The organism is Actinomycetota bacterium, assembly GCA_030776625.1.
Lineage (GTDB): Bacteria > Actinomycetota > CADDZG01 > CADDZG01 > WHSQ01 > MB1-2.
On record JALYHL010000005.1, the window covers coordinates 62747 to 83856 of the forward strand.

At 65.4% G+C, this 21110-nt stretch carries 34 protein-coding genes; 30 read left to right on the plus strand and 4 right to left on the minus strand.

Annotated elements, in window-relative coordinates:
- The first annotated feature begins 8 nt into the window (after positions 1-8).
- The 30 genes from rplB to rpsI all read left to right on the plus strand — a co-directional run bounded on the left by rplB (position 9) and on the right by rpsI (position 15848).
- Positions 9-842: a 50S ribosomal protein L2 gene (gene rplB / locus M3N53_09365; GenBank protein MDP9068530.1), complete on the plus strand. Its 834-nt coding sequence runs from the start codon at positions 9-11 to the stop codon at positions 840-842.
- Positions 842-1126 (plus strand): 30S ribosomal protein S19, encoded by a 285-nt coding sequence (gene rpsS / locus M3N53_09370; GenBank protein MDP9068531.1) that lies wholly within the window; start codon positions 842-844, stop codon positions 1124-1126. Before rplB ends, rpsS begins: the two co-directional genes overlap by 1 nt.
- The gene (gene rplV, locus M3N53_09375; protein ID MDP9068532.1) at positions 1126-1683 is read left to right on the plus strand and encodes a 50S ribosomal protein L22; all 558 of its coding nucleotides are present in this window, start codon (positions 1126-1128) and stop codon (positions 1681-1683) included. Before rpsS ends, rplV begins: the two co-directional genes overlap by 1 nt.
- A complete protein-coding gene (rpsC, locus tag M3N53_09380) occupies positions 1683-2687 on the plus strand; it encodes a 30S ribosomal protein S3 (GenBank protein ID MDP9068533.1) in 1005 nt (334 codons plus the stop codon). Before rplV ends, rpsC begins: the two co-directional genes overlap by 1 nt.
- Positions 2687-3112, plus strand: a complete 426-nt coding sequence (gene rplP, locus M3N53_09385) for a 50S ribosomal protein L16 (GenBank protein ID MDP9068534.1) — start codon at positions 2687-2689, stop codon at positions 3110-3112. The genes rpsC and rplP overlap by 1 nt, the downstream gene beginning before the upstream one ends.
- Entirely contained in the window at positions 3112-3324 is a 213-nt protein-coding gene (gene rpmC, locus M3N53_09390) for a 50S ribosomal protein L29 (GenBank protein ID MDP9068535.1), read from the plus strand. Before rplP ends, rpmC begins: the two co-directional genes overlap by 1 nt.
- Positions 3321-3596 (plus strand): 30S ribosomal protein S17, encoded by a 276-nt coding sequence (gene rpsQ, locus M3N53_09395; protein MDP9068536.1) that lies wholly within the window; start codon positions 3321-3323, stop codon positions 3594-3596. Before rpmC ends, rpsQ begins: the two co-directional genes overlap by 4 nt.
- On the plus strand, positions 3593-3961 hold the full coding sequence (rplN, locus tag M3N53_09400; protein MDP9068537.1) for a 50S ribosomal protein L14: 369 nt from the start codon (positions 3593-3595) through the stop codon (positions 3959-3961). The genes rpsQ and rplN overlap by 4 nt, the downstream gene beginning before the upstream one ends.
- Positions 3962-4285, plus strand: a complete 324-nt coding sequence (gene rplX, locus M3N53_09405; GenBank protein ID MDP9068538.1) for a 50S ribosomal protein L24 — start codon at positions 3962-3964, stop codon at positions 4283-4285.
- Positions 4286-4858 (plus strand): 50S ribosomal protein L5, encoded by a 573-nt coding sequence (rplE, locus tag M3N53_09410; GenBank protein MDP9068539.1) that lies wholly within the window; start codon positions 4286-4288, stop codon positions 4856-4858.
- 12 nt (positions 4859-4870) lie between these two features.
- Positions 4871-5056, plus strand: a complete 186-nt coding sequence (locus M3N53_09415; protein MDP9068540.1) for a type Z 30S ribosomal protein S14 — start codon at positions 4871-4873, stop codon at positions 5054-5056.
- A gap of 13 nt (positions 5057-5069) precedes the next feature.
- Positions 5070-5468 (plus strand): 30S ribosomal protein S8, encoded by a 399-nt coding sequence (rpsH, locus tag M3N53_09420; protein ID MDP9068541.1) that lies wholly within the window; start codon positions 5070-5072, stop codon positions 5466-5468.
- Between the two features lie 13 nt (positions 5469-5481).
- Positions 5482-6027 (plus strand): 50S ribosomal protein L6, encoded by a 546-nt coding sequence (gene rplF, locus M3N53_09425; GenBank protein MDP9068542.1) that lies wholly within the window; start codon positions 5482-5484, stop codon positions 6025-6027.
- A 1-nt stretch (position 6028) separates the two neighbouring features.
- Entirely contained in the window at positions 6029-6385 is a 357-nt protein-coding gene (gene rplR, locus M3N53_09430; protein MDP9068543.1) for a 50S ribosomal protein L18, read from the plus strand.
- A gap of 25 nt (positions 6386-6410) precedes the next feature.
- Positions 6411-6968 (plus strand): 30S ribosomal protein S5, encoded by a 558-nt coding sequence (rpsE, locus tag M3N53_09435; GenBank protein MDP9068544.1) that lies wholly within the window; start codon positions 6411-6413, stop codon positions 6966-6968.
- A 20-nt stretch (positions 6969-6988) separates the two neighbouring features.
- Positions 6989-7168, plus strand: a complete 180-nt coding sequence (rpmD, locus tag M3N53_09440; protein ID MDP9068545.1) for a 50S ribosomal protein L30 — start codon at positions 6989-6991, stop codon at positions 7166-7168.
- Complete coding sequence (gene rplO / locus M3N53_09445) at positions 7168-7644, plus strand: 50S ribosomal protein L15 (protein ID MDP9068546.1); 477 nt, start codon at positions 7168-7170, stop codon at positions 7642-7644. Before rpmD ends, rplO begins: the two co-directional genes overlap by 1 nt.
- Positions 7641-8936, plus strand: a complete 1296-nt coding sequence (gene secY, locus M3N53_09450; protein ID MDP9068547.1) for a preprotein translocase subunit SecY — start codon at positions 7641-7643, stop codon at positions 8934-8936. Before rplO ends, secY begins: the two co-directional genes overlap by 4 nt.
- An 11-nt stretch (positions 8937-8947) precedes the next feature.
- A complete protein-coding gene (locus M3N53_09455; protein MDP9068548.1) occupies positions 8948-9586 on the plus strand; it encodes an adenylate kinase in 639 nt (212 codons plus the stop codon).
- 16 nt (positions 9587-9602) lie between these two features.
- On the plus strand, positions 9603-10358 hold the full coding sequence (map, locus tag M3N53_09460) for a type I methionyl aminopeptidase (protein MDP9068549.1): 756 nt from the start codon (positions 9603-9605) through the stop codon (positions 10356-10358).
- A gap of 196 nt (positions 10359-10554) precedes the next feature.
- Positions 10555-10782 carry a translation initiation factor IF-1 gene (gene infA, locus M3N53_09465; GenBank protein MDP9068550.1) on the plus strand — a complete coding sequence of 76 codons (228 nt, stop codon included), beginning with the start codon at positions 10555-10557 and terminating at the stop codon, positions 10780-10782.
- Between the two features lie 11 nt (positions 10783-10793).
- Entirely contained in the window at positions 10794-10907 is a 114-nt protein-coding gene (gene rpmJ / locus M3N53_09470) for a 50S ribosomal protein L36 (protein MDP9068551.1), read from the plus strand.
- Between the two features lie 15 nt (positions 10908-10922).
- Positions 10923-11306 (plus strand): 30S ribosomal protein S13, encoded by a 384-nt coding sequence (gene rpsM, locus M3N53_09475; protein ID MDP9068552.1) that lies wholly within the window; start codon positions 10923-10925, stop codon positions 11304-11306.
- A gap of 17 nt (positions 11307-11323) precedes the next feature.
- On the plus strand, positions 11324-11719 hold the full coding sequence (gene rpsK, locus M3N53_09480; GenBank protein MDP9068553.1) for a 30S ribosomal protein S11: 396 nt from the start codon (positions 11324-11326) through the stop codon (positions 11717-11719).
- A gap of 58 nt (positions 11720-11777) precedes the next feature.
- Complete coding sequence (gene rpsD / locus M3N53_09485) at positions 11778-12404, plus strand: 30S ribosomal protein S4 (GenBank protein ID MDP9068554.1); 627 nt, start codon at positions 11778-11780, stop codon at positions 12402-12404.
- A 71-nt stretch (positions 12405-12475) separates the two neighbouring features.
- Positions 12476-13408, plus strand: a complete 933-nt coding sequence (locus M3N53_09490) for a DNA-directed RNA polymerase subunit alpha (protein ID MDP9068555.1) — start codon at positions 12476-12478, stop codon at positions 13406-13408.
- On the plus strand, positions 13408-14094 hold the full coding sequence (gene rplQ, locus M3N53_09495) for a 50S ribosomal protein L17 (protein ID MDP9068556.1): 687 nt from the start codon (positions 13408-13410) through the stop codon (positions 14092-14094). Before M3N53_09490 ends, rplQ begins: the two co-directional genes overlap by 1 nt.
- Positions 14095-14114: 20 nt before the next feature.
- Complete coding sequence (gene truA / locus M3N53_09500; GenBank protein MDP9068557.1) at positions 14115-14894, plus strand: tRNA pseudouridine(38-40) synthase TruA; 780 nt, start codon at positions 14115-14117, stop codon at positions 14892-14894.
- 73 nt (positions 14895-14967) lie between these two features.
- A complete protein-coding gene (gene rplM / locus M3N53_09505) occupies positions 14968-15453 on the plus strand; it encodes a 50S ribosomal protein L13 (protein MDP9068558.1) in 486 nt (161 codons plus the stop codon).
- Positions 15454-15455: 2 nt separating this feature from the next.
- Positions 15456-15848 (plus strand): 30S ribosomal protein S9, encoded by a 393-nt coding sequence (gene rpsI / locus M3N53_09510; GenBank protein MDP9068559.1) that lies wholly within the window; start codon positions 15456-15458, stop codon positions 15846-15848.
- A gap of 79 nt (positions 15849-15927) precedes the next feature.
- Here rpsI and M3N53_09515 read toward each other — a convergent pair whose 3' ends face one another.
- From M3N53_09515 to M3N53_09530, 4 genes are read right to left on the minus strand one after another with little or no spacing between them, the layout of a single operon-like run.
- Positions 15928-16776 (minus strand): maleylpyruvate isomerase N-terminal domain-containing protein, encoded by an 849-nt coding sequence (locus M3N53_09515; protein MDP9068560.1) that lies wholly within the window; start codon positions 16774-16776, stop codon positions 15928-15930.
- Complete coding sequence (locus tag M3N53_09520) at positions 16773-17207, minus strand: VOC family protein (protein ID MDP9068561.1); 435 nt, start codon at positions 17205-17207, stop codon at positions 16773-16775. Before M3N53_09520 ends, M3N53_09515 begins: the two co-directional genes overlap by 4 nt.
- On the minus strand, positions 17207-19978 hold the full coding sequence (gene acnA, locus M3N53_09525) for an aconitate hydratase AcnA (GenBank protein MDP9068562.1): 2772 nt from the start codon (positions 19976-19978) through the stop codon (positions 17207-17209). The genes M3N53_09520 and acnA overlap by 1 nt, the downstream gene beginning before the upstream one ends.
- Before the next feature lie 8 nt (positions 19979-19986).
- Positions 19987-21105, minus strand: coding sequence for a hypothetical protein (locus M3N53_09530; GenBank protein MDP9068563.1), 1119 nt, complete (start codon positions 21103-21105; stop codon positions 19987-19989).
- Positions 21106-21110: the final 5 nt, after the last annotated feature.

Below are 21110 nucleotides of genomic sequence, written 5' to 3' on the forward strand. Positions count from 1 at the left end.
GCAGAGACATGGCGATACGTAAAGCGAAGCCGACCTCACCAGGGCGACGGTTCCAGTCGATCTCCGACTTCTCGGAGCTCACGCGCACCGAGCCCGAGAAGACGCTCGTCGAGCCGAAGCCCAAGAAGGCCGGGCGTAACAACAACGGCCGGATAACGACGCGCCACCAAGGCGGCGGCAACAAGACCCGCTACCGCGTTATCGACTTCAAGCGCAACAAGGACGGCGTTCCCGCGAAGGTTGCGCACGTCGAGTACGACCCGAATCGCAACGCGCGTATCGCTCTCTTGCACTACAAGGATGGTGAGAAGCGCTACATCCTCATGCCGAACCGCGTGAAGGTCGGCGACGTCGTGCAGTCTGGCCCCAGCGCGGATATCCGTCCCGGCAACGCTCTGCCTCTCAGGAACATCCCGGTGGGAACCGTGGTTCACAACGTCGAGCTGAAGCCTGGAGCGGGCGGCAAGATGGCGCGCTCGGCTGGCTCTTCCGTGCAGCTGATCGCCAAAGAGGGGGCTCGAGCAACGCTTCGTCTGCCATCCGGCGAGATGCGGATGGTTCAGATCGAGTGCCGCGCCACCGTCGGCGAGGTGGGCAACGCCGAGGCCGAGCTGATATCTGTCGGCAAGGCCGGCCGAGCGCGCTGGAAGAACAAGAGACCGTCGGTCCGGGGCGTTGCGATGAACCCGGTGGACCACCCCCTTGGAGGTGGCGAGGGCAAGTCGTCGGGTGGACGTCACCCGGTGTCCCCATGGGGGCAGCCGGAGGGGCGCACCCGCAAGAAGAAGGCGTCGGACCAGATGATCGTCCGCCGTCGCCGCACCAAGAAGAGAGGTCGGTAGTGCCTAGATCCTTAAAGAAGGGACCATTCGTCGACGACCACTTGATGATCAAGGTCGTCGAGATGAACAAGCGCAACGACAAGCGCGTCATCAAGACGTGGTCGCGTCGCTCCACCGTGACACCGGAGATGGTCGGCCACACGATCGCGGTGCACGACGGGCGCAAGCACGTGCCGGTGTACGTGACGGAGTCGATGGTCGGGCACAAGCTCGGCGAGTTCGCTCCGACCCGCGCCTTCCGCACCCATGGTGGGTCCGCCGAACGCACCACGAGGGCGAAGTGATGGCGCGCCGTATCGCTGCAGATGCACAAGAGGCGATCGCCACCGCGCGGTTCATACGCATGTCGCCGACGAAAGCGCGCCAGGTCGTCGATCTGATCCGCGGCCGTCACGTGGAAGACGCTCGCCGGGTCCTGAAGTTCACCCCGAGGGGCGCCTCGCCCGTCGTCGGGAAGGTCCTGGAGTCGGCGATCGCGAACGCCGAGCACAACCGCGGGCTGCCGGGTGACGAGCTGGTCGTGGCGCGGGCATGGGTGGACGAGGGGCCGACGTTGAAGCGCTTCCGCCCGCGCGCACAAGGTCGTGCGACCAGGATCCGCAAGCGCACCTGTCACATCTCGGTCGTGGTGGGGCGTCCGGACGAGGTTCTGTTGTCCGAGCGGCCGGCGACGAAGCAGACCGTTCGGCGGGTGCGGAAGGACACGGCGGGGAAGCCGGAGGCTCGTTCTTCTGCGAAGCCTTCCAGCGAGGCGACCGAAGCCTCTCCGGCCAAGACGACCAGGAAGAAGACCACCAGAAAGACGACCAAAGCCAAGAAAAAGACCGAAGGGGACAGCTGATGGGTCAGAAGGTTCATCCTTACGGCTTCCGCCTCGGTATCCACACCGACTGGAAGTCGCGTTGGTTCACCGAGAAGCAGTACCGCGATTACCTCGAGGCCGACCTACGTATCCGCGAGTACCTGCTGGGTCAGCTGCCACACGCGGGCATCAGCCGTATCGACATCGAGCGCACGCGCGAGCGCGTCCGGATCGATGCCCACACGGCTCGGCCGGGCATCGTGATCGGTCGCCGGGGTTCCGAGGCCGAGCGCCTGCGCTCCAAGCTCGAAGAGATGGAGTCCAAGATCTACGGCAAACCCACCGACGTGCGGCTCAACATCATCGAGGTCAAGCAGCCAGAGCTAGATGCGCAGTTGATCGCTCAGGGCGTGGCGGAGCAGCTCGCGAGCCGCGTCTCGTTCCGCCGCGCGATGAAGAAGGCCGTCGGGACTGCCATGCGTCACGGCGCGAAGGGGATCCGCGTGCAGTGCTCCGGCCGCCTCGGTGGCGCGGAGATGAGCCGGACCGAGTGGTACATCGAGGGTCAGATGCCGCTGCACACGCTGCGGGCCGACATCGACTATGGCTTCTCGGAGGCAAAGACGACCTTCGGGCGTATCGGCGTCAAGGTGTGGATCTACCGCGGCCCCTTCCAGGACATCTACGCCTCCGCCCGCGATTCCGCTCGTCTTCGCCGTGAGGCAGCTTTGGCTGCGGGCGAGACCGTGGGCCGCGGTGCCGACGACCGGGCGCGCAAGGCGCGCACGACGAAGGCCGGTGCCACGTCGACGGCAGGCGCCGCTTCCTCTCCTTCGCCCGGCCAGAAGGAGGCCGGGGCAGCCAAGGGATCGGTCGCGACCGGCGCTGCCGTCAAGGGCAAGAAGCAGGGGGACGAGCTCGAGCGCGGCACGGCCCGGACCGAGGGCGGCGACGCCAGCACCCCCGCGGAGACGAGCCGCCCGAGCCCCACCCGCGACGCGACAGCCCCCGGCGGAACTGTCCCCGAGGCAGGTGGTAGCTGATGCTTCAGCCGAAGAAGGTCAAGCACCGCAAGCAGCAGCGCGGGCGGATGCGGGGCAAGGCGAAGGGCGGGACGACGGTCAACTTCGGCGACTACGGCCTGATGGCGGTAGAGCCCGGGTGGATAACCAACCGGCAGATCGAGGCCGCCCGTATCGCGATGACCCGTCACATCCGGCGCGGTGGGAAGGTATGGATCAACGTCTTCCCCGACAAGCCGTACACGAAGAAGCCGGCCGAGACCCGTCAGGGTTCCGGTAAGGGGAACCCCGAGGGGTGGGTCGCGGTCGTGAAGCCCGGGCGCGTCATGTTCGAGATCGCGGGCATCCCCGAGCCGCTCGCGAAGGAGGCGATCCGTCTCGCCGCCCACAAGCTTCCGATCAAGTGCCGGTTCGTGTCTCGCGAGCAACCGCTGGAGGTGCAGTGATGGCGAAGACCTCGGAGATCCGGGATCTGTCGGTTGATGAGCTTCAGACGAGGCTGGGTGAGGTCAAAGAAGAGCTCTTCAACCTTCGCTTCCAGAACGCAACCGGACAGTTGGACAACTACAAGCGTCTGGGCGAGCTGCGACGAGACGTAGCTCGGATAAAGACGGTCCTGCGCGAGCGGGAGCTGAGCGGAGACAGGGAACTGACATGAGCATGAGTGACATCGAGCAGACGAGAGGCAAGCGCAAGGGCGAGATCGGCCGCGTCGTGTCTGACGGTATGGACAAGACCGTGGTGGTCGAGGTCCGTGATGCCGCTTCGCACTCGACCTACAAGAAGATCGTTCGCCGCCACAAGAAGTTGAAGGCGCACGACGAGCGCAACGAGGCTCACGTGGGGGACACGGTTCGGATCGCGGAGACGCGCCCGCTCTCCAAGACCAAGCGCTGGCGCGTCGTCGAGATAGTGGAAAAAGCTGAATGATCCAGCAGGAGACAAGGTGCAGGGTGGCAGACAACACCGGCGCCCGCGAGGTCCTGGTCATCAAGGTGCTGGGCGGGTCCAGACGCCGCTACGCCGGCGTCGGAGACCTCGTCGTGTGCACGGTGAAGGACGCGATCCCGGGCGGCGCCGTGAAGAAGTCGGACGTGGTGAAGGCCGTGGTCGTCCGAACGGCGAAAGAGCGTCGCCGCGGCGACGGCTCCTACATCAAGTTCGACGACAACGCGGTGGTGATCGTGGACGGACAGATGCAGCCCCGCGGGACCCGCATCTTCGGCCCGGTTGCGCGTGAGCTACGAGACAAGCGATTCATGAAGATCGTGTCGCTCGCTCCGGAGGTGTTGTAGGTGCCAGGACTCATGATCAAGAAGGGTGACACCGTCCGTGTCATCGGCGGTAAGGACAAGGGCGCCGATGGGCGCGTACTCGAGGTCATCCCGAAGAAACGGCGCGTCATCGTCGAGGGGGTTAACACCGTCACGCGGCACGAGAAGATCCGGATGTCTCGCCGAGGCTCCCAAGAGGGCGGTATCCAGCACAAGGAGTCGGCGATCGACATCTCGAACGTGGCGCTTGTGTGCCCGACCGACGGTGCGGCTCGAGCGGGTTACCGGATGGAAGAAGGCGGCAGCAAGGTCCGCATCTGCAAGAAGTGTGGAACGGAGATCTAGATGGCGACGAGCACGTACAGGCCCAGGTTGAAGGAGCGCTACCAGCAGGAGCTGCTCCCGCGTCTCAAGGACGATCTCGGTGTGGCCAACGTGATGCAGGTCCCGAAGCCCGAGAAGGTCGTCGTGAACATGGGTGTCGGAGACGCGGCGAAGGACGCGAAGCTGATGGACGGGGCGGTGAAGGACCTCACGAGCATCACCGGCCAGAAGCCTGCGGTTCGCCGGGCGCGGAAGTCGATCGCGACCTTCAAGATCCGCGAGGGGATGCCCGTCGGCGCCAGCGTGACGATGAGGGGCGACCGGATGTGGGACTTCATCGACCGGTTGACCTCGATCGTCCTGCCCCGCATCAGGGACTTCCGCGGGCTGAACCCCAGGTCGTTCGACGGCCGCGGCAACTACAACTTCGGTCTCACCGAGCAGTTGGTGTTCCCCGAGATCGACTACGACGACATCGACCAGACGCGCGGCATGGACATCACGATCGTGACGACGGCGACGAACGACGAGCAGGGAAGAGCGCTTCTGACGGCGCTGGGGTTCCCCTTCAGGCAGCAGGGCGACAGGTCCTAGGAGTGAGAGCAGATGGCTAAAAAAGCATTGATGAACAAAGCGAAATCAAAGCCGAAGTTCAAGGTGCGCCAGTACACGCGCTGCGCACGCTGCGGGCGTCCGCGCGCCGTCTACAAGAGGTTCGGCCTGTGCCGTCTGTGCTTCCGCGAGATGGCGCACAACGGCGAGATCCCCGGCATCACGAAGGCGAGTTGGTAGAGGTGATTAGACGATGACTATGACCGACCCGATCTCCGACATGCTTTCTAGGATCCGCAATGCGTCCACCGCGATGCACGACGATGTCCTGATCCCGGCCTCCAAGATCAAGGAGAACATCGCCAGGATCCTGCTCGACGAGGGATACGTGGACGACCTCGAGGTCATCCAGGAGGGCGTTCACCCCATGATCAAGATCAGGCTGCGCTACTCGTCCGAGCGGGAACGCGCGATCGCCGGTATCCGCAGGATCTCGAAGCCGGGGCGGCGCGTGTACAGGGGGGCTCAGGAGCTACCCCGCGTGCTGGGCGGTCTGGGCGTCGCGATCATCTCGACGTCGCAGGGTGTGATGACCGACAAGCAGGCGCGTCGCCAGAGGGTCGGCGGCGAAGTCCTCGCATACGTCTGGTAGAGGAGTAAAGAAAATGTCACGAGTAGGACAGGCGCCGATCCCGGTCCCGGGCACCGTCTCGGTCAGCATCGTCGGCCGCACGGTGACGGTGAACGGTCCGAAGGGCGAGCTGCAGCGCACGCTCCCGGAGGGCGTGGTGCTGGAGCAGGGCGAAGGCGAGCTCCGCGTCACTCGCGAGAGCGAGGCGCGCGAGGTTCGGGCGTTGCATGGACTGGTTCGAAGCCTCGTGGCGAACATGGTTCAGGGGGTGACCGACGGTTACGAGAAGCGCCTCGAGATCCACGGTGTGGGCTACAGAGCGACGAAGCAGGGCAGCGACCTGGAGTTCTCCGTCGGTTTCTCGCACCCGGTGAAGAAGCCGGCTCCGGACGGTATCGAGTTCGACCTGCCAACTCCGACGCGCGTGACCGTGCGTGGGATCGACAAGGAGCTTGTCGGACAGACGGCTGCCGAGATCCGCGCGATCAAGAAGCCGGAGCCGTACAAGGCGAAGGGCATCCGTTACGAGGGCGAACACATCCGTCGCAAGGGCGGCAAGGCCGCAAAGGCGGGTGGCTAGTATGGCAACAAGATCGTCCGAGAGGTTCCGATCGCTCGACAGGCGTCATCGGCGAGTGCGGAAGAAGGTATCTGGCACGGTCGAGCGGCCGCGGCTGGCGGTCTACCGCTCGAACAAGCACATCTACGCGCAGTTGATCGACGACCTGGCGGGCCGGACGCTGGCCGCTTCGTCGACGACCACCACGACGTCCGAGGCCGCTCCCAAGGAGCGGGCGAGGAACGTGGGGCTGGACCTCGCTGCCAAGGCGAAGGAAGCAGGGATCACGCGGGTGACGTTCGACCGGGGTGGTTTCCGTTATCACGGACGCGTGCAGGCGGTCGCGGAAGGTGCTCGCGAGGGCGGGCTGGAGTTCTGATGGATCACAGAGAGGTGTTGGGCTGATGGCACGAGGTGGAGGACCCGGAAGAGGACGCGACGACGAGCGGTCGCAGTACGAGGAGCGCGTCGTTTCGATCAACCGCGTGGCGAAGGTCGTCAAGGGAGGACGCAGGTTCTCCTTCACGGCGCTCGTCGTTGTCGGTGATGCGGCCGGCCAGGTAGGCGTCGGCTACGGGAAAGCTCGCGAGGTTCCCGCCGCGATCCAGAAGGGCGTCGAGGAGGCGAAGCGGAACTTCTTTAGGGTTCCGTTGATCCAGCAGACGATCCCTCACGAGATCATCGGCGAGGACTCGGGAGGCGTCGTCCTCCTGAAGCCGGCCTCTCCGGGTACGGGAGTCATCGCCGGCGGGCCGGTGCGCGCTGTCCTCGAGTGCTCCGGCATCCGCGACATCCTGTCGAAGTCACTCGGCTCGGATAATCCCATCAACATCGTGCACGCGACGGTGAAGGCGTTGAAGGGCCTGCAGACGGCCGACCAGGTCGCCAAGCGGCGAGGCAAGACCGCCGAGGAAGTAGCGCCGCGCCACCTGCTCCCCAATCACGCCGCGGCGAGCAACTAGCTACTAGGGGCTGAGAAGATATGGCGAAGTTGAAGCTGACCCAGATCAGATCCGCGACCTCCCGCGGCAAGAAGCAGCAGGGGACCATCCGAGCCCTCGGGTTAAAGCGCCTCGGCCACACGGTGGTGCACGAAGACAAGCCCGAGATCAGAGGGATGATCCGCTCCGTGGGACACCTACTCCAAGTTGAGGAGATTTGATGAAACCGCACGAGTTGCAGCCCGCCCCCGGCTCTCACAAGAGGCGCAAGCGGGTCGGTCGCGGCGAGGGATCCGGCAAGGGCAAGACCGCCGGTCGTGGCACCAAGGGGACCCGCGCCCGCGGCGAGGTCCACGTCTTCTTCGAAGGTGGCCAGATGCCTCTCGCTCGGCGCGTACCGAAGCTAAAGGGCTTCACGCCTCCAAACCAGCGCGTCTACGGAGCGGTGAACGTGGGCGAGCTCGACCGCCTCGACGCGAAGGAGCTGGGTCCGGACGAGCTTCGCGGGGCGGGCCTGGTGCATAAGCGAGACAAGTTCATCAAGATCCTCGGCAGCGGTGACATCACCAAGGCCATCACCGTGCGCGCTCATGCGATCAGCGACGTAGCGCGCTCGAAGATCGAGGGTGCCGGCGGGACCTTCGAGCCGATCGACATCCCGACCCGTAAGAAGACCAAGAACAAGGCGGCGAAGTGAATCTCCTGGGCGCGTTCGTAAACGCGTTCAAGGTCCCGGATCTCCGTAAGAAGATCCTGTTCACCCTTCTGATCATCGCGATCTACCGCTTCGGCGCCCACGTTCCTACGCCCGGCATCGACGTCCAGAAGGCGCAGGAGTTCGCTGCCGGCGCGCAGGGCGGCGTCTTCCAGTTCATCAACCTGTTCTCCGGCGGCGCCTTGACGCAGCTCGCCGTTTTCGCGCTCGGGATCATGCCGTACATCACGTCGTCGATCATCATGCAGCTGCTGACGGTGGTCATCCCGAAGCTCGAGGCCTGGTCGAAGGAGGGTGAGCAGGGCACCAAGAAGATCACGCAGTGGACGCGCTATCTGACAGTGGTCCTGGCGGTTCTGCAGTCGACGGGACTCGCGTTCCTGTTCCATCGCGGGCAGATCCAGAACGCGCAGGGCGCGCCGGTGGACCTGATCCCCAACTTCACGCCGGGCCGCGTCGCGATCGTTGTCATCTCGCTGACGGCGGGTACCGCGCTGATCATGTGGTTGGGCGAGCTGATCACGCAGCGCGGGATCGGGAACGGCATGTCGATCCTGATCTTCGCCTCGATCATCTCGACGCTACCGTCCGAAGGCAAGGCGATCCTCGACCAGAAGGGGCTCGGGTTCTTCCTCGGCATGTGCCTGATCGGCATCGGCGTCATCGTCGCGATCGTGATCATGGAGCAGGGCCAGAGAAGGATCCCGGTTCAGTACGCGAAGCGCGTCGTCGGAAGGCGCATGTACGGCGGGAGCTCCACCTACATCCCGCTGAAGGTGAACCAGGCCGGCATCATCCCGATCATCTTCGCCTCCAGCGTCCTGTACATCCCGAGCCTCTTGCAGAACGTGATCCAGAACCGCACGATCCAGAACTTCATCTCGACTCACCTGGTCAATTCCGCGAGCCTGACCTACATGGTTCTGTACGGGACCATGGTCGTGTTCTTCGCCTACTTCTACACGGCGATCTCGTTCAATCCCGTTGACGTCGCGGACAACATGAAGAAGTACGGCGGCTTCGTCCCCGGCATCCGGCCCGGCCGCCAGACGGCGGACTACCTCGACCGGATCCTGACCCGGATCACGCTGCCGGGCGCCCTGTTCATCGCGGCGATCGCTCTGCTGCCTTCGATCGTGCTCGCGGTCTACAACGTGCAGGCGTTGCCGTTCGGCGGCACCTCGGTTCTGATCACTGTCGGAGTGACGTTGGAGACGATGAAGCAGATCGAGTCTCAGCTGATGATGCGTCACTACGAAGGCTTCCTAAAGTAGAGAAGCGACGTATGAGACTGGTGATCTTCGGTCCACAGGGGGCCGGCAAGGGGACGCAGGGCGCGCTCATCGCGGAGAAGTACGGCATCCCCTCGATCTCGACGGGCGAGATCTTCCGCTGGGCGATCAAGGGCAAGACCGCTCTCGGTCTCAAGGTCCTGGAGTATGTCGACGCGGGCCGGCTGGTCCCGGATGACCTGACCATCGAGGTGGTCACCGATCGTCTTACCGCGGCCGACTGCATGGACGGGTTCCTCCTAGACGGTTTTCCGCGGAACGTCGGGCAGGCGAGGGCGCTGGACGCCCTGCTGGCGGACCGCGACGCCGCTCTGGATGCTGCGCTCGTGGTGGAGGTGCCGGAGGAGGTGTCGCTGCGGCGCATCCTCGGCCGTCGCGCCTGCTCCAACTGCGGGCGCAACTATCACGTCGATGCACCGCCTCAGGTCGACTGGACCTGCGACGCCTGCGGGGGTGAGGTCGTGGAACGAACAGACGACCACGAGGAAGAGACGGTGCGGAACCGGCTGAAGCTTTATCACGAGCAGACCGAGCCCCTGAAGAACTATTACTCCGACAAGGGTCTGCTAAGGGAGATCCAAGGCGAGGGCTCGCCGGACGAGGTCTTCTCGCGGATCGTCGCGTCGATCTGAACGTAGCGCCGCCGCCGTGATCTACAAGAAGTCCCCCGAAGAGATCGCTTCGATGCGGCGAGGCGGTGACATCCTCGTTGCTGCCTTCGAGCGACTGGAGGGTGCGCTCCGACCCGGTGTCACGACGCAGCAGCTGGACGCGATAGCCGAAGAGACCATCACCTCGGCCGGAGCTACGCCGTCGTTCAAGGGTTACCGCGGTTTCCCCGCCTCGATCTGCTCATCGCCGAATGAGGTCATCGTGCACGGGATACCCGGCCCCCACGTGCTACACGAAGGCGACATCATCTCGATCGACGTAGGCGTGTACTTCGAGGGCTTCCACGTCGACTCCGCCTGGACCTTTCCCGTGGGAGAGGTAACCGCCGGGGCCGCCGAGCTGTTGAAGGTGACGGAGGCATCTCTGGATGCGGCGATCTCGCGGTGCCGGCCGGGCGCCCGCCTCGGCGACGTGGGGCATGCCGTCGAGCAGACGGCGGAGCAGGCGGGCTTCGCGATAGTGCGTGAGTACGTGGGCCACGGCGTCGGACGGTCGCTGCACGAGGACCCGCAGATCCCCAACTACGGGCCGCCGGGGCGCCGCGAGGTGCTGGCGCCGGGCATGACTCTCGCCATCGAGCCGATGGTGAACGCCGGCGGCGCGGGGACCAAGGCGCTGGCCGACGGCTGGACCGTCGTGACCGCCGACGGCTCCCTCTCCGCGCACTTCGAGCACACCGTGGCGATCACGCCGGACGGGCACGAGGTCATCACCAAGCGGGGGCCTAGATGAGGTGTTTCGCCGCTCACGACCAGCACAAACGGGTCGGGTCGGTTCGCTCTAGGAGGCCCCGTCTGGTATCCTCATCCGTCGGCCCGACCCCAGGTTCTGCCGCGCCCCTGAGGGGGCGCTTCTCATGGGCGGGCCTCGTCGAGACGATCTAGCTCATAGGACACTGCGCGTGGCGAAAGCTAAGAACAAGGACAAGATGTCCTCTTCCGGCAAGGAAGAGGGGATCCAGGTCGAGGGGACGGTCCTCGAGCCGCTTCCGAACGCCATGTTCAAGGTCGAGTTGGACAACGGGCACCAGGTACTCGCCCACATCTCCGGAAAGATGCGGATGCACTACATCCGGATCCTGCCCGGGGACCGCGTCCTGATCGAGCTGTCGCCCTACGACCTCACCAGGGGTCGTGTGGTCTACCGCTACAAGTAGGAGCAGGAAAGATGAAGGTGCGTCCGAGCGTTAAGAAGATCTGTGACAAGTGCAAGGTGATCCGTCGCCATGGGCGCGTGATGATCATCTGTTCGAACCCCCGCCACAAACAACGCCAAGGTTAGGGAGGGTCCCTTTTAATGGCACGTATCGCTGGAGTCGACATCCCCCGGGAGAAGCGTCTCGACGTCGCGCTGACCTACATCTACGGGATCGGCCGCACGAAGTCGATGGAGACGTGCATCTCGGCGCGGGTGAGTCCGGCGACGCGGGTCCGTGACCTGACCGACGACGAGATCATCCGGATCCGCGAGTGGATCGGCGCCAACTACCGCGTCGAGGGCGACCTCCGGCGCGAGGTCAACCAGCACATCAAGCGCAAGGTCGAGATCGGCAGCTACCAGGGCCTCCGGCACCGCCGCGGCCTTCCCGTTCACGGCCAGAGGACCCACACCAACGCGCGTACCCGCAAGGGGCCGAAGAAGACGGTGGCGGGCAAGAAGAAAGCCACCGGGAAGAAGTAGGGAGGGGAAGAGCTAGCTTGGCATCACCGAAGAAGAAGACCAAGACCCGCCGCAGGGAAAAGAAGAACGTCGTCCACGGCGTGGCGCATATCAAGTCCACGTTCAACAACACGATCATCTCGATCAGTGACATGGACGGCAACGTCTTGTCCTGGGCGTCCGCCGGCAACGTCGGCTTCAAGGGCTCCCGCAAGTCGACCCCGTTCGCAGCGCAGCTCGCTGCAGAAGCGGCCTCGCGCAAGGCGCAGGAGCACGGAGTCCGCCGGGTCGATGTCGAGGTGAAGGGCCCCGGCTCGGGCCGCGAGACCGCGATCCGCTCACTGCAGGCTTCCGGGCTCGAGATCATCGGCATCAAAGACGTCACTCCGGTGCCCCACAACGGCTGCCGCCCCCGCAAGAGGCGGCGCGTCTAAATGCTTGCACTCGACGTTGATTTGTCCGCCCGCCCGCCCCTGAAAAGCGGTGATCTGAGTGGCTAGATATACAGGTCCCGTCTGCCGGCTCTGCCGGCGCGAGAAGACGAAGCTGTTCCTCAAGGGAACCCGCTGCGAGTCCCCCAAGTGCCCGATCGAGAAGGGGCGCCCGCCTCCCGGCGAGCACGGCCGCGGTCGCGTGCGCGAGTCCGAGTACCTCCTGCAGCTACGCGAGAAACAGAAGGCGAAGCGCTTCTACGGGATCCTCGAGAAGCAGTTCCGGGGCTACTACACGGAGGCTGCTAGATCCAAGGGCATCACCGGCGAAGAGCTTCTGCGCATCTGCGAGACGCGTCTCGACAACGTCGTGTACCGGGCGGGCTTCGCCATGAACCGGCCGATGGCGCGTCAGCTCGTCTCGCACGGTCACTTTCAGGTGAACGGCCGCAAGGTGAACATCCCCTCGTACCGGGTGAAGCCCGGAGACGTCGTCACGGTGAAGAGCCGCTCGCAGAAGATCGGGCGGATCATCGAGAACACGTCCTATGCCGAGGGCCGGGAGATCCCGGACTGGCTCGGTTCGAACCTGAAGCAGATGGCGGTGGAGGTTCGCGCTCTTCCGGAACGTACGCAGATGGACGTTCCCGTGCAGGAGCAGCTCATCGTCGAGTACTACTCGAAGTAGCGCACAGAACGCTCTTCGGGCACCACACGAAGTAGTACCCCCGCGGGGGAGAGGAGAGGAGTCACATGGATCTGCTTATCGTCCAACGTCCACAGATCTCAGACGAAGAGATCTCCGACGTTCGTCGGAAGTTCACTATCGAGCCGCTGGAGCCCGGCTTCGGCTACACGTTGGGGAACTCGCTGCGACGGACGCTTCTCTCCTCGATCCTGGGTGCGGCCGTCACGCAGGTGAAGATCGACGGCGTGCTGCACGAGTTCTCGACGATCGACGGAGTGACCGAGGACGTCACAGATGTCGTGCTGAACCTCAAGAGCTTGGTGATCAGCAGCGAGAACGAAGAGGCGACGAACGTAAGGCTGCGTGTCAGCGGCCCCGCGGAGGTCACCGCCGGCGACATCGAGCTTCCCGCCGGGATCGAGATCTTGAACCCGGATCACCACATCGCGACCTTGAACAAGAACGCGACCCTGTCGATGGAGCTGCGGGTCGAGCAAGGACGCGGGTACGTCGCTGCTACCACCGCTCCGAAAGAGGCGATCGGGAGCATTCCGCTGGACGCGAACTTCTCGCCGGTGCGTCGCGTGACCTACCAGGTGGAGCCCACGCGCGTCGAGCAGATGACGAACTACGACCGGCTGATCCTGGACGTGGAGACCGATGGCTCGATCTCGCCCTCGGACGCGCTGTCGTCCGCCGGCGATACGCTCGTCAACCTCTTCAGCTTGTTCGCCGGTGTCGGTGAGGGCACGGGGTTGGACCTCGGGCCCGAGCCCGGTGAGGACGAGGTCTCGGGTGTCCTGGCGAAGCCGATCGAGGACATGGACCTGACGGTGCGCTCCTACAACTGCCTGAAGCGCGAGGGCGTCACGACGCTGGGGGAGCTCGTCCAGAAGTCCGAAGACGACCTGCTGGAGATCCGTAACTTCGGCCAGAAGTCCATCGATGAGGTCAAGGCGAAGCTGGAAGAGATCGGCCTCGGCCTCCGGAACAAAGAGTTCTGATGCCAACTCCGAAGAAAGGTCCGAGGCTGGGCGCGGACTCCGCGCACCAGCGCCAGATGCTGTCGAACCTCGCTCTGTCGCTCTTCGACCACGAGCGGATAAAGACGACGCAGGCCAAAGCCAAGCTGCTCAGGCCCTTCGCGGAGCGGCTGATCACCAAGGCGAAGAAGGGCAGCATCCACGACCGGCGCCAGGTGCTTTCGGTGATCGAGGACCGCGAGATCGTCCACAAGCTGTTCAGCGACATCGGGCCTCGCTTCGAGGATCGCAACGGCGGCTACACCCGGATCTTGAAGCTCGGGCCGCGCAACGGGGACAACGCGCCCATGGTTCTCGTCGAGCTCGTGGACGAGGGGCGGGCCACGGTCGTTACCGACGACGAAGGCGACGGCGGCAGGAAGCGCCGCCTGCGCGCACCGCGGAGGCGGAGAGGCGCTGAGGAGAACCTTCCGCAGGACAAGCCCGCGCGGTCGCAGGGGGCACAGGCGGCGGCCGCCGGCACGGGGCCGGGGCCGGACATCCAGCATGCTCCGGGAGTCGCGGCCGACACCGCCGCAGCGCAGCAGCAGGCGCAGGACACCTCGACGGAGGACTCCGAAGCCGAGCAGGTCGCGGGAGGGCCGGACGGGCCCCACGACATCTCGGCCGGCGGCGTGCCCGAGGGGAACCTCACCGACAACAAGTAGCACCGGCTCTCGCTCGTCGTTTGAACCTGCGTCTCGATATCGCCTACAACGGCGCCCCTTTCCGCGGTTACGCCCGCCAGCCTGAGGTGCGGACGATCCAGGGTGAGATCGAGTCCGCGCTCGCGAAGCTGCTGGGGGCCGAGGCGCGAACGAACGTTGCCGGACGCACCGACGCCGGCGTGCACGCGCTCGGACAGGTGATGAGCGTGCACGACCTCTCCGAAGATGTGGACCCGAAGCGCATCCGAGACGCCCTCAACGCGATCCTGGCGCCGCACATCTCCATATGGGCGGCCGCGCGCGCGGCGGAGGACTTCCACGCCCGGTTCAGCGCTCGCTCCAGGACGTACGTCTACGCGATCTTGCAAGCAGACGCGCCGGACCCGTTCCTGGCCGCGACCACGCTGCACCACCCAGGCCGCCTCGATCTGGCGGCGATGAGCGAGGCCGCAGGCCACTTGCTCGGCCCCCATGACTTCACCTCTTTCGGGCGCGTTCCGGAGCCAGATTCGTCGGCCGAACGCAACCTCTACGAGCTCAGCTGCCGGCGCGCCGGAGAGATCGTCCGCATCCGGGCGCGGGCGAACGCTTTCATCCAGCAGATGGTGCGTTCGCTCGTCGGGACGTTGATCCAGGTCGGAGAAGGGAAGGCTTCACCGGACTCCGTCCCGCAGATCCTCGCCGCCCGGGACCGAGCCGCGGCGGGACCGGTGGCGCCGCCGCATGGGCTGTGCCTCGTATCGGTGGAGTACGACGACGGCTGGAAGAGGCCGTACCAGGCCGCCACCGCGGGCTCTTGAAGGGCGGCAACGATGGGTTATCCTGCACTTTCTCTGGAACACGGGGCTCTTTAGAGCCCGGATTGAGGATGGAATGAACACCCACTCAACGAAACCTAGCGAGATAACGCGCGACTGGTGGCTGGTCGACGCCGAGGGAGTGGTCCTCGGCAGACTGGCCTCTGAGGTCGCGAAGCGCCTGCGCGGCAAGCACAAGACGAACTTCGCGCCGCATCTCGACACAGGTGACCACGTGATCGTGATCAACGCGTCCAAGGTGGTCCTCACCGGGAACAAGCTCCTTCAGAAGCAGGCGCACCGCCACTCGGGCTACCCGGGCGGCCTCCGGTCGGTCCCTTACTCGAAGCTGATGGCAACACGCCCCGAGATGGCGATCGAGAAGGCCGTGAAGGGGATGCTTCCGAGCAATCGGCTGGGGCGGGCGATGCTGAAGAAGTTGAAGGTGTACGCGGGCCCCGAGCACACACATTCCGCGCAGAACCCGAAGCCGCTCGACCTGCGCGACGTCGCAGCGCCGCACAACCCAGATCAAGCCCACACCGTGGAAGAGGTGTTGTAGAGATGGCGGACCTGCTTACCCGCGCCACGGGCCGCCGCAAAGAGGCCGTCTGCCGCGCCAGGATCCTGACCGGCACCGGCCGCTGGGAGATCAACGGCCGCCCCCTGGAGGACTACTTCCCGAGCGCGACGCACCGCATGATCATCGCGGAGCCGCTCCGTCTCACCGACACGGAGGGTCGCTACGACATCATCGCCAAGATCGAGGGCGGCGGCCCGAGTGGCCAGGCCGGCGCGCTGCGCCACGCGATCTCCAAGGCGCTCGCCGACATGGACCCGGACCTTCGCCCCGCGCTGAAGAAGGCCGGTTTCTTGACCCGGGACGCGCGCGAGAAGGAGCGGCGCAAGTACGGGTTGAAGAAGGCGCGCAAGGCTCCTCAGTACTCCAAGCGCTAGCCCCCGCCCCCGTCCCTGAGATCGCTTTTGTAGAAATCTTGCGTTAAACGCAGGTTTTGCGCGCCGGCGCGAGGTCAGCTCAGGGAGAAGCGATCAGGTTCGGCAGCTTCAGGGCGAGCCACGGCTTCCGGCCCCACGCCACGACCTTCCCGGTGAGCGCCGCGCGGATCTGCCCGAGCCGGTTGTAGCCGATCAACATGAACGAGTAGGCGTCGGCGGACACGATGCAGTCCGGCGTTCGCCCCTCGGTCGACACCGTCAACGAGCCATTCCGGAACGTGAGGAGCCTACGCTCGCCCCCGCGCGGGCGGAGCTCGTAAACCGCCGAGAACCCCGCCGCGCTCTGTGGGTTCACGTAGTGAGGCAGCAGGTCGGCCAGGTTGATCAGGGTCGCGGCTGCGTGGGCGGGGTCCGGTTTGAACGAGCGGTCTTCGGCGGTAGCGATGTCGTGCGCGTGGATCATCCCGTCGCTAAGCGGGACTGCGACGAAGGTTCTCAGGCCCAGGTCGATACCGCCGTGCCAGGTGACGCGTTCGTCGGGGCGCCGCGTCGCCAGCATCTCGGAGAGCTCGAGGGCGCTCGAAGCGATGCGATCCGCTGCCTCCTCCACCTGCATGTCTCTTCCCGCCGCCACCACCTCCGCGTTGTGCGCGGTGATCTGCATCGGATCGGCGAACAGGGGTCCGTCTCCCATCAGGTAGCGCGGGTAGTTCGTGAAGACGTCAGCGAGGTGCACGGCGACGTCGCGGATCGACCACTCGCCGATCGCGGTCGCGTTCGGGTTCCGCACCGACCGCAATAGCCCCACCAGCTGTCCCGCCGTCTCGTCGACCGCCTGCCGCAACAGGCTCCAACTGGTGGTGTCCGATGCCGCCGCCGGCCACGGCACCGCTGCTCCGAAAGGGTCTGAGTCGCTGCGTCTGCTCACGAGTTCCTCGTGATGTCTCGATCTGCTTGAGTGCGGGACGAGCTGGTGTCGTCGCCCGCCTGCGCGCGCAGGACGCAGAACTCGTTGCCCTCAGGGTCCGCCAGCACCACCCAGGTGACGTCTCCTTGTCCGATGTCCACGCGGCGCGCTCCGAGCTGCTCGAGCCGGTTGACCTCCGCGTTCTGATCACCGGGGCGCAGGTCGAGATGGAGCCGGTTCTTCACCTTCTTCTCGTCCATCACTAGGAGGAACAAGAGACGGGGGCCGTGGCCCGTCTGTGGAGCGATCACGACCTCGCGCTCGCTACCATCGTTCTCGAAGTCCTGGTTCGAGTCGTATTCGATCTTGTAGTCGAGCGCGTCCGCCCAGAAGCGCGCTAGTTTCTCCGGGTCGTGCGCGTCTACGGCGACCCAATCGATGATCAGCCCCATTAGTCCGACTCCTTCAACATGCGCCGTAGGACCATCTGCAGAACCCCTCCGTTCCGGTAGTAGTCGAGCTCTACGGCCGAATCGATCCGGCACTCCACCTTGAACTCTTTCGTGGGTCCGTCGTTCCCGCGGGCGGTGACCGTGAGTTCGGCATGCGGCTCTAGTCCGTCGGCGATGCCGGTGATGTCGAAGGTCTCCTCGCCGGTCAGCCCGAGCGATTCGGGGTTCTCGTTGTTGATGAACTGGAGCGGCAAGATCCCCATCCCGACGAGGTTGCTGCGGTGGATCCGCTCGAAGCTCTCCGCGATCGCGGCCTTCACCCCCAGCAGGTTCGGCCCCTTCGCGGCCCAGTCGCGAGAGCTGCCGGAGCCGTACTCCTTGCCCGCGATCACGACCAGCGGCGTTCCTTCCTCGGCGTACTTCATAGCGGCGTCGTAGATGCGCATCTCTCCACCGTCCGGGAGGTGGCGCGTCCAGGCCCCCTCCTTGCCTCCGGCGAGCTTGTTGCGGAAACGGATGCTGGCGAACGTGCCTCTGACCATGACTTCGTGATTGCCCCTGCGCGAGCCATAGCTGTTGAACTGTTGGGGCTCGACGCCATGGGATTGGAGGTACTCGCCCGCAGAGGACGCGGGCGGTATCGCTCCGGCCGGCGAGATGTGGTCGGTCGTCACGGAGTCCCCGACGACAGCCAGAGCGCGGGCGCCCGTGATGTCGGTGGGCGGAGCGGGCTCTTCGGCTAGGTCTTGGAAGAACGGGGGCTCCTTCACATACGTGGACTCCGGGTCCCACTCGTACAGCGCGCCTTCGGGGGAAGGTAGCTGTCGCCAGTTCTCCTCACCCTCGAAGACCTTCGCGTACTCCTTGCGGAACATCTCCGAGGTCAGCGACGCCAGCGCGTCCGTCACCTCCTGCGGCGTCGGCCACAGATCCTTCAGATACACCGCGTTGCCATCGGCGTCTTCTCCCAGCGGCTCCTGCGTGAGGTCCTTCTCGACCGTGCCTGCGAGCGCGTAGGCGACCACGAGAGGTGGCGAGCCGAGGTAGCTGGCCTTCACCTGCGGGTGGATCCGCCCTTCGAAGTTGCGGTTGCCCGAGAGCACCGACGCGACGACCAGGTTGTTCCCGTCGATCGCTTCCGCCACCGCCGCCGGCAGGGGGCCGGAGTTCCCGATGCACGTCGTGCAGCCATAGCCGACGACGTGGAAGCCGAGCTGCTCCAGGTAGGGGATCAACCCCGCCGCTTCCAGGTACTCGGTCACTACGCGCGAGCCCGGGGCGAGGCTGGTCTTCACCCAGGGCTTCGACGCGAGCCCTCGCTCCACGGCTTTCTTGGCCAGCAAACCTGCAGCCAGCATCACCGTCGGGTTCGACGTGTTCGTGCAGCTGGTGATTGCCGCGATCACGACTGCGCCGTGCTTGAGCTGAACCGTTTCCCCCTCGCGGTCCGCAACCGCGCCGGCTTCGGGGGCGGGGCCGTCCGCGGTCGTGTCCGGCACCGGCTGCTGGTCGGGCGAGGCGGGCTGTGCGTCGATCCGGATCCGCACGCCTGTGTTGTTCGCCGCTTCATCGGCGTAGATGTCGGTGAAGCTCTTCCACACCTCCGGCAGAGCGGCTCTGTCCTGCGGACGACGCGGCCCCGCGAGGCTGGGAACGACGGTGGAGAGATCGAGGTCCAGCTTTTCGGTGAACACCGGATCCGGTGTCTCGTCCGTCCGCCACATCCCCTGCGCCTTCGCGTATCTCTCCACCAGATCGATACGGTCGCCGGATCGCCCCGTCAGCTTCAGGTAGCTCAGCGTCTGCTCGTCGATCGGGAACAGCGACGCGGTCGCGCCGAACTCCGGGGACATGTTGGACAGCGTCGCTCTGTCCGCAACGGTGAGACCGGACAGCCCTTCGCCGTAGAACTCGACGAACTTGCCCACGACGCCGTGCTTGCGGAGCATCTCCGTCACCGTGAGAACGAGGTCGGTTGCGGTCACGCCTGTCTCGAGTGATCCCGAGAAACGGAAGCCCACCACCTTCGGCGTCACCAGCGGGATGGGCTGGCCGAGTACCGCCGCCTCGGCCTCGATGCCGCCAACGCCCCACCCGAGCACGCTCAGGCCGTTGATCATCGGCGTGTGCGAATCCGTTCCCACGAGTGTGTCCGGGATCGCCACGGGACGGTCGCCGTCCAGCGTTCGCACGACCTGCCCGAGGTACTCCACGTTGACCTGATGAACGATCCCCATGCCGGGGGGGACGACGCGAAAGCCGTTGAACGCTTGCTGTGCCCACTTCAGTAACGAGTACCGCTCCGCGTTGCGCTCGTACTCCCGCTCGACGTTGAACTTGAACGCCCACCGGGACGCGAATGCGTCGACCTGGACGGAGTGATCGACGACGAGGTCCACCGGGACCAGCGGGTCCACCCGTGAGGGATCCCCCCCGGCGCGCTCGATCGCGGAGCGCATCGCGGCGAGATCCACCACCGATGGAACGCCGGTGAAGTCCTGCAGGATCACGCGAGCCGGCGTGAAGGAGAACTCCTTGTCCTCCAGGGGCTTCAACCCCCACATGGCGAGCAGCTCGACGTCTTCCTCCGAGGCGAACCGTGTCCCCGCCGTCCGCAACAGGTTCTCGAGGAAGACCTTGACGGTCATCGGGATCTTCGTGAGGTCGGAGCCGAAGCGATCCTCGAGCACCGCGAGTCGGTAGATGTCGACGTCGCCGGAGCTCGTCTCCAGCCCTGACCTCGCGCCCAGAGCGTCCGTCAGCCTCGTCATAGTCCCTCCTAGGGTTGCAGCTCGGGGCACTCCTGCGCGAACTGTTGGATCACCTCGGGCGGTGCGCCTTCGAGGTCTTTGCAGTCGAACTCCGCGCCGATGTCGTTGCCGGGCGCCGCGGGGGCGCTCTGCGACGCAGAGCCGCTCGCGCCCATGAACAAACCTCCGAGCACCGAGAAGATCTGCTGTGGGTCGATGGCAACGGCGCCCTCCGGCGCCTCCACGTCGTCGGTGAACTCGTCGATCTGAGCGCGGAAAGCCAGTTGCTCTACGCCGTCGGGCACTTCTTCGCCCTCGACGATGTCGGCTATCTGAAGGAAGTCGAACTCCACCTGGGTTACGCGGTCGTCCTCCACCCAAACGTCGATGCGGATGTCTTCCTCCGGCACCTCGCTGATGTCGGGGAGCTCCCCGACCGGCAGCAGCGCGCCTAGGTTCGCGAAGTCATCGAGGAACTGCTCGTATGTCGCCTGCAGCGGGACGGATACGACCAGGTGCTCTCCCGCGTCCTCTCCGCCCTCGGATGTGACTGTCGCGTTCTTCTCGAAGGAGTCCGTTAGCTCCCTCATCAGCTCCTGCTGTTCCGGAACCGGAGGTGGGCTTTGGCCCGTCAGTTGCTGCTGGGCCTGATCGAACCCCTCGATCGAGATCCACTCGCCCTCTACGGCCGGTCGCACGAAGGTCAAACCTTGCGCCTCTGCTTGCTGGACGCCGGCGGCTACCTCGGTGGGATCGCCCCCGAAGGTCTCGATCAGCCCTTCCACATCGGCGCGCAGGTAGAGCGTGTTGTCGACGGCCCTCATCTCGAAGTCGTCTTCACCCGCGACGTTGACCACCATCTCGAACGATCCCTCGGCGCCTTCGCCTTTGCTCCTGAAGGTGACCGACGATCCCAGGAGCTTGTCGGCATCCTCCGGCTCCATCCCGGTTCCGCCCTCATCCCGCGCAAGCGCGTCCAGCGATTCCGGAGTCGACTGGATCGAGAGCGTGAGGGACAGCCCCTCCGAACTGGAGGTCTGCTCCATCGCGGCGAGCAGCGCCTGCTTCGGGTCCTCGGACTTCGATCCCCCGGCGCAGCCCGTCCCGACGAGCGCGAGCGCCAGCGCGAGGGCAGCGACTCTCTTCATGCGGT

What these genes read in the sequence shown, in the direction of transcription:
- rplB (MDP9068530.1), top strand. Translation starts at nt 9, where the DNA reads ATGGCGATACGTAAAGCGAAGCCGACCTCACCAGGGCGACGGTTCCAG.
- rplV (MDP9068532.1), top strand. Translation starts at nt 1,126, where the DNA reads ATGGCGCGCCGTATCGCTGCAGATGCACAAGAGGCGATCGCCACCGCG.
- rpsC (MDP9068533.1), top strand. Translation starts at nt 1,683, where the DNA reads ATGGGTCAGAAGGTTCATCCTTACGGCTTCCGCCTCGGTATCCACACC.
- rplP (MDP9068534.1), top strand. Translation starts at nt 2,687, where the DNA reads ATGCTTCAGCCGAAGAAGGTCAAGCACCGCAAGCAGCAGCGCGGGCGG.
- rpmC (MDP9068535.1), top strand. Translation starts at nt 3,112, where the DNA reads ATGGCGAAGACCTCGGAGATCCGGGATCTGTCGGTTGATGAGCTTCAG.
- rpsQ (MDP9068536.1), top strand. Translation starts at nt 3,321, where the DNA reads ATGAGCATGAGTGACATCGAGCAGACGAGAGGCAAGCGCAAGGGCGAG.
- rplN (MDP9068537.1), top strand. Translation starts at nt 3,593, where the DNA reads ATGATCCAGCAGGAGACAAGGTGCAGGGTGGCAGACAACACCGGCGCC.
- rplE (MDP9068539.1), top strand. Translation starts at nt 4,286, where the DNA reads ATGGCGACGAGCACGTACAGGCCCAGGTTGAAGGAGCGCTACCAGCAG.
- M3N53_09415 (MDP9068540.1), top strand. Translation starts at nt 4,871, where the DNA reads ATGGCTAAAAAAGCATTGATGAACAAAGCGAAATCAAAGCCGAAGTTC.
- rpsH (MDP9068541.1), top strand. Translation starts at nt 5,070, where the DNA reads ATGACTATGACCGACCCGATCTCCGACATGCTTTCTAGGATCCGCAAT.
- rplF (MDP9068542.1), top strand. Translation starts at nt 5,482, where the DNA reads ATGTCACGAGTAGGACAGGCGCCGATCCCGGTCCCGGGCACCGTCTCG.
- rplR (MDP9068543.1), top strand. Translation starts at nt 6,029, where the DNA reads ATGGCAACAAGATCGTCCGAGAGGTTCCGATCGCTCGACAGGCGTCAT.
- rpsE (MDP9068544.1), top strand. Translation starts at nt 6,411, where the DNA reads ATGGCACGAGGTGGAGGACCCGGAAGAGGACGCGACGACGAGCGGTCG.
- rpmD (MDP9068545.1), top strand. Translation starts at nt 6,989, where the DNA reads ATGGCGAAGTTGAAGCTGACCCAGATCAGATCCGCGACCTCCCGCGGC.
- rplO (MDP9068546.1), top strand. Translation starts at nt 7,168, where the DNA reads ATGAAACCGCACGAGTTGCAGCCCGCCCCCGGCTCTCACAAGAGGCGC.
- M3N53_09455 (MDP9068548.1), top strand. Translation starts at nt 8,948, where the DNA reads ATGAGACTGGTGATCTTCGGTCCACAGGGGGCCGGCAAGGGGACGCAG.
- infA (MDP9068550.1), top strand. Translation starts at nt 10,555, where the DNA reads ATGTCCTCTTCCGGCAAGGAAGAGGGGATCCAGGTCGAGGGGACGGTC.
- rpmJ (MDP9068551.1), top strand. Translation starts at nt 10,794, where the DNA reads ATGAAGGTGCGTCCGAGCGTTAAGAAGATCTGTGACAAGTGCAAGGTG.
- rpsM (MDP9068552.1), top strand. Translation starts at nt 10,923, where the DNA reads ATGGCACGTATCGCTGGAGTCGACATCCCCCGGGAGAAGCGTCTCGAC.
- rplQ (MDP9068556.1), top strand. Translation starts at nt 13,408, where the DNA reads ATGCCAACTCCGAAGAAAGGTCCGAGGCTGGGCGCGGACTCCGCGCAC.
- rplM (MDP9068558.1), top strand. Translation starts at nt 14,968, where the DNA reads ATGAACACCCACTCAACGAAACCTAGCGAGATAACGCGCGACTGGTGG.
- rpsI (MDP9068559.1), top strand. Translation starts at nt 15,456, where the DNA reads ATGGCGGACCTGCTTACCCGCGCCACGGGCCGCCGCAAAGAGGCCGTC.
- M3N53_09520 (MDP9068561.1), bottom strand. Translation starts at nt 17,207, where the DNA reads ATGGGGCTGATCATCGATTGGGTCGCCGTAGACGCGCACGACCCGGAG.
- acnA (MDP9068562.1), bottom strand. Translation starts at nt 19,978, where the DNA reads ATGACGAGGCTGACGGACGCTCTGGGCGCGAGGTCAGGGCTGGAGACG.
- M3N53_09530 (MDP9068563.1), bottom strand. Translation starts at nt 21,105, where the DNA reads ATGAAGAGAGTCGCTGCCCTCGCGCTGGCGCTCGCGCTCGTCGGGACG.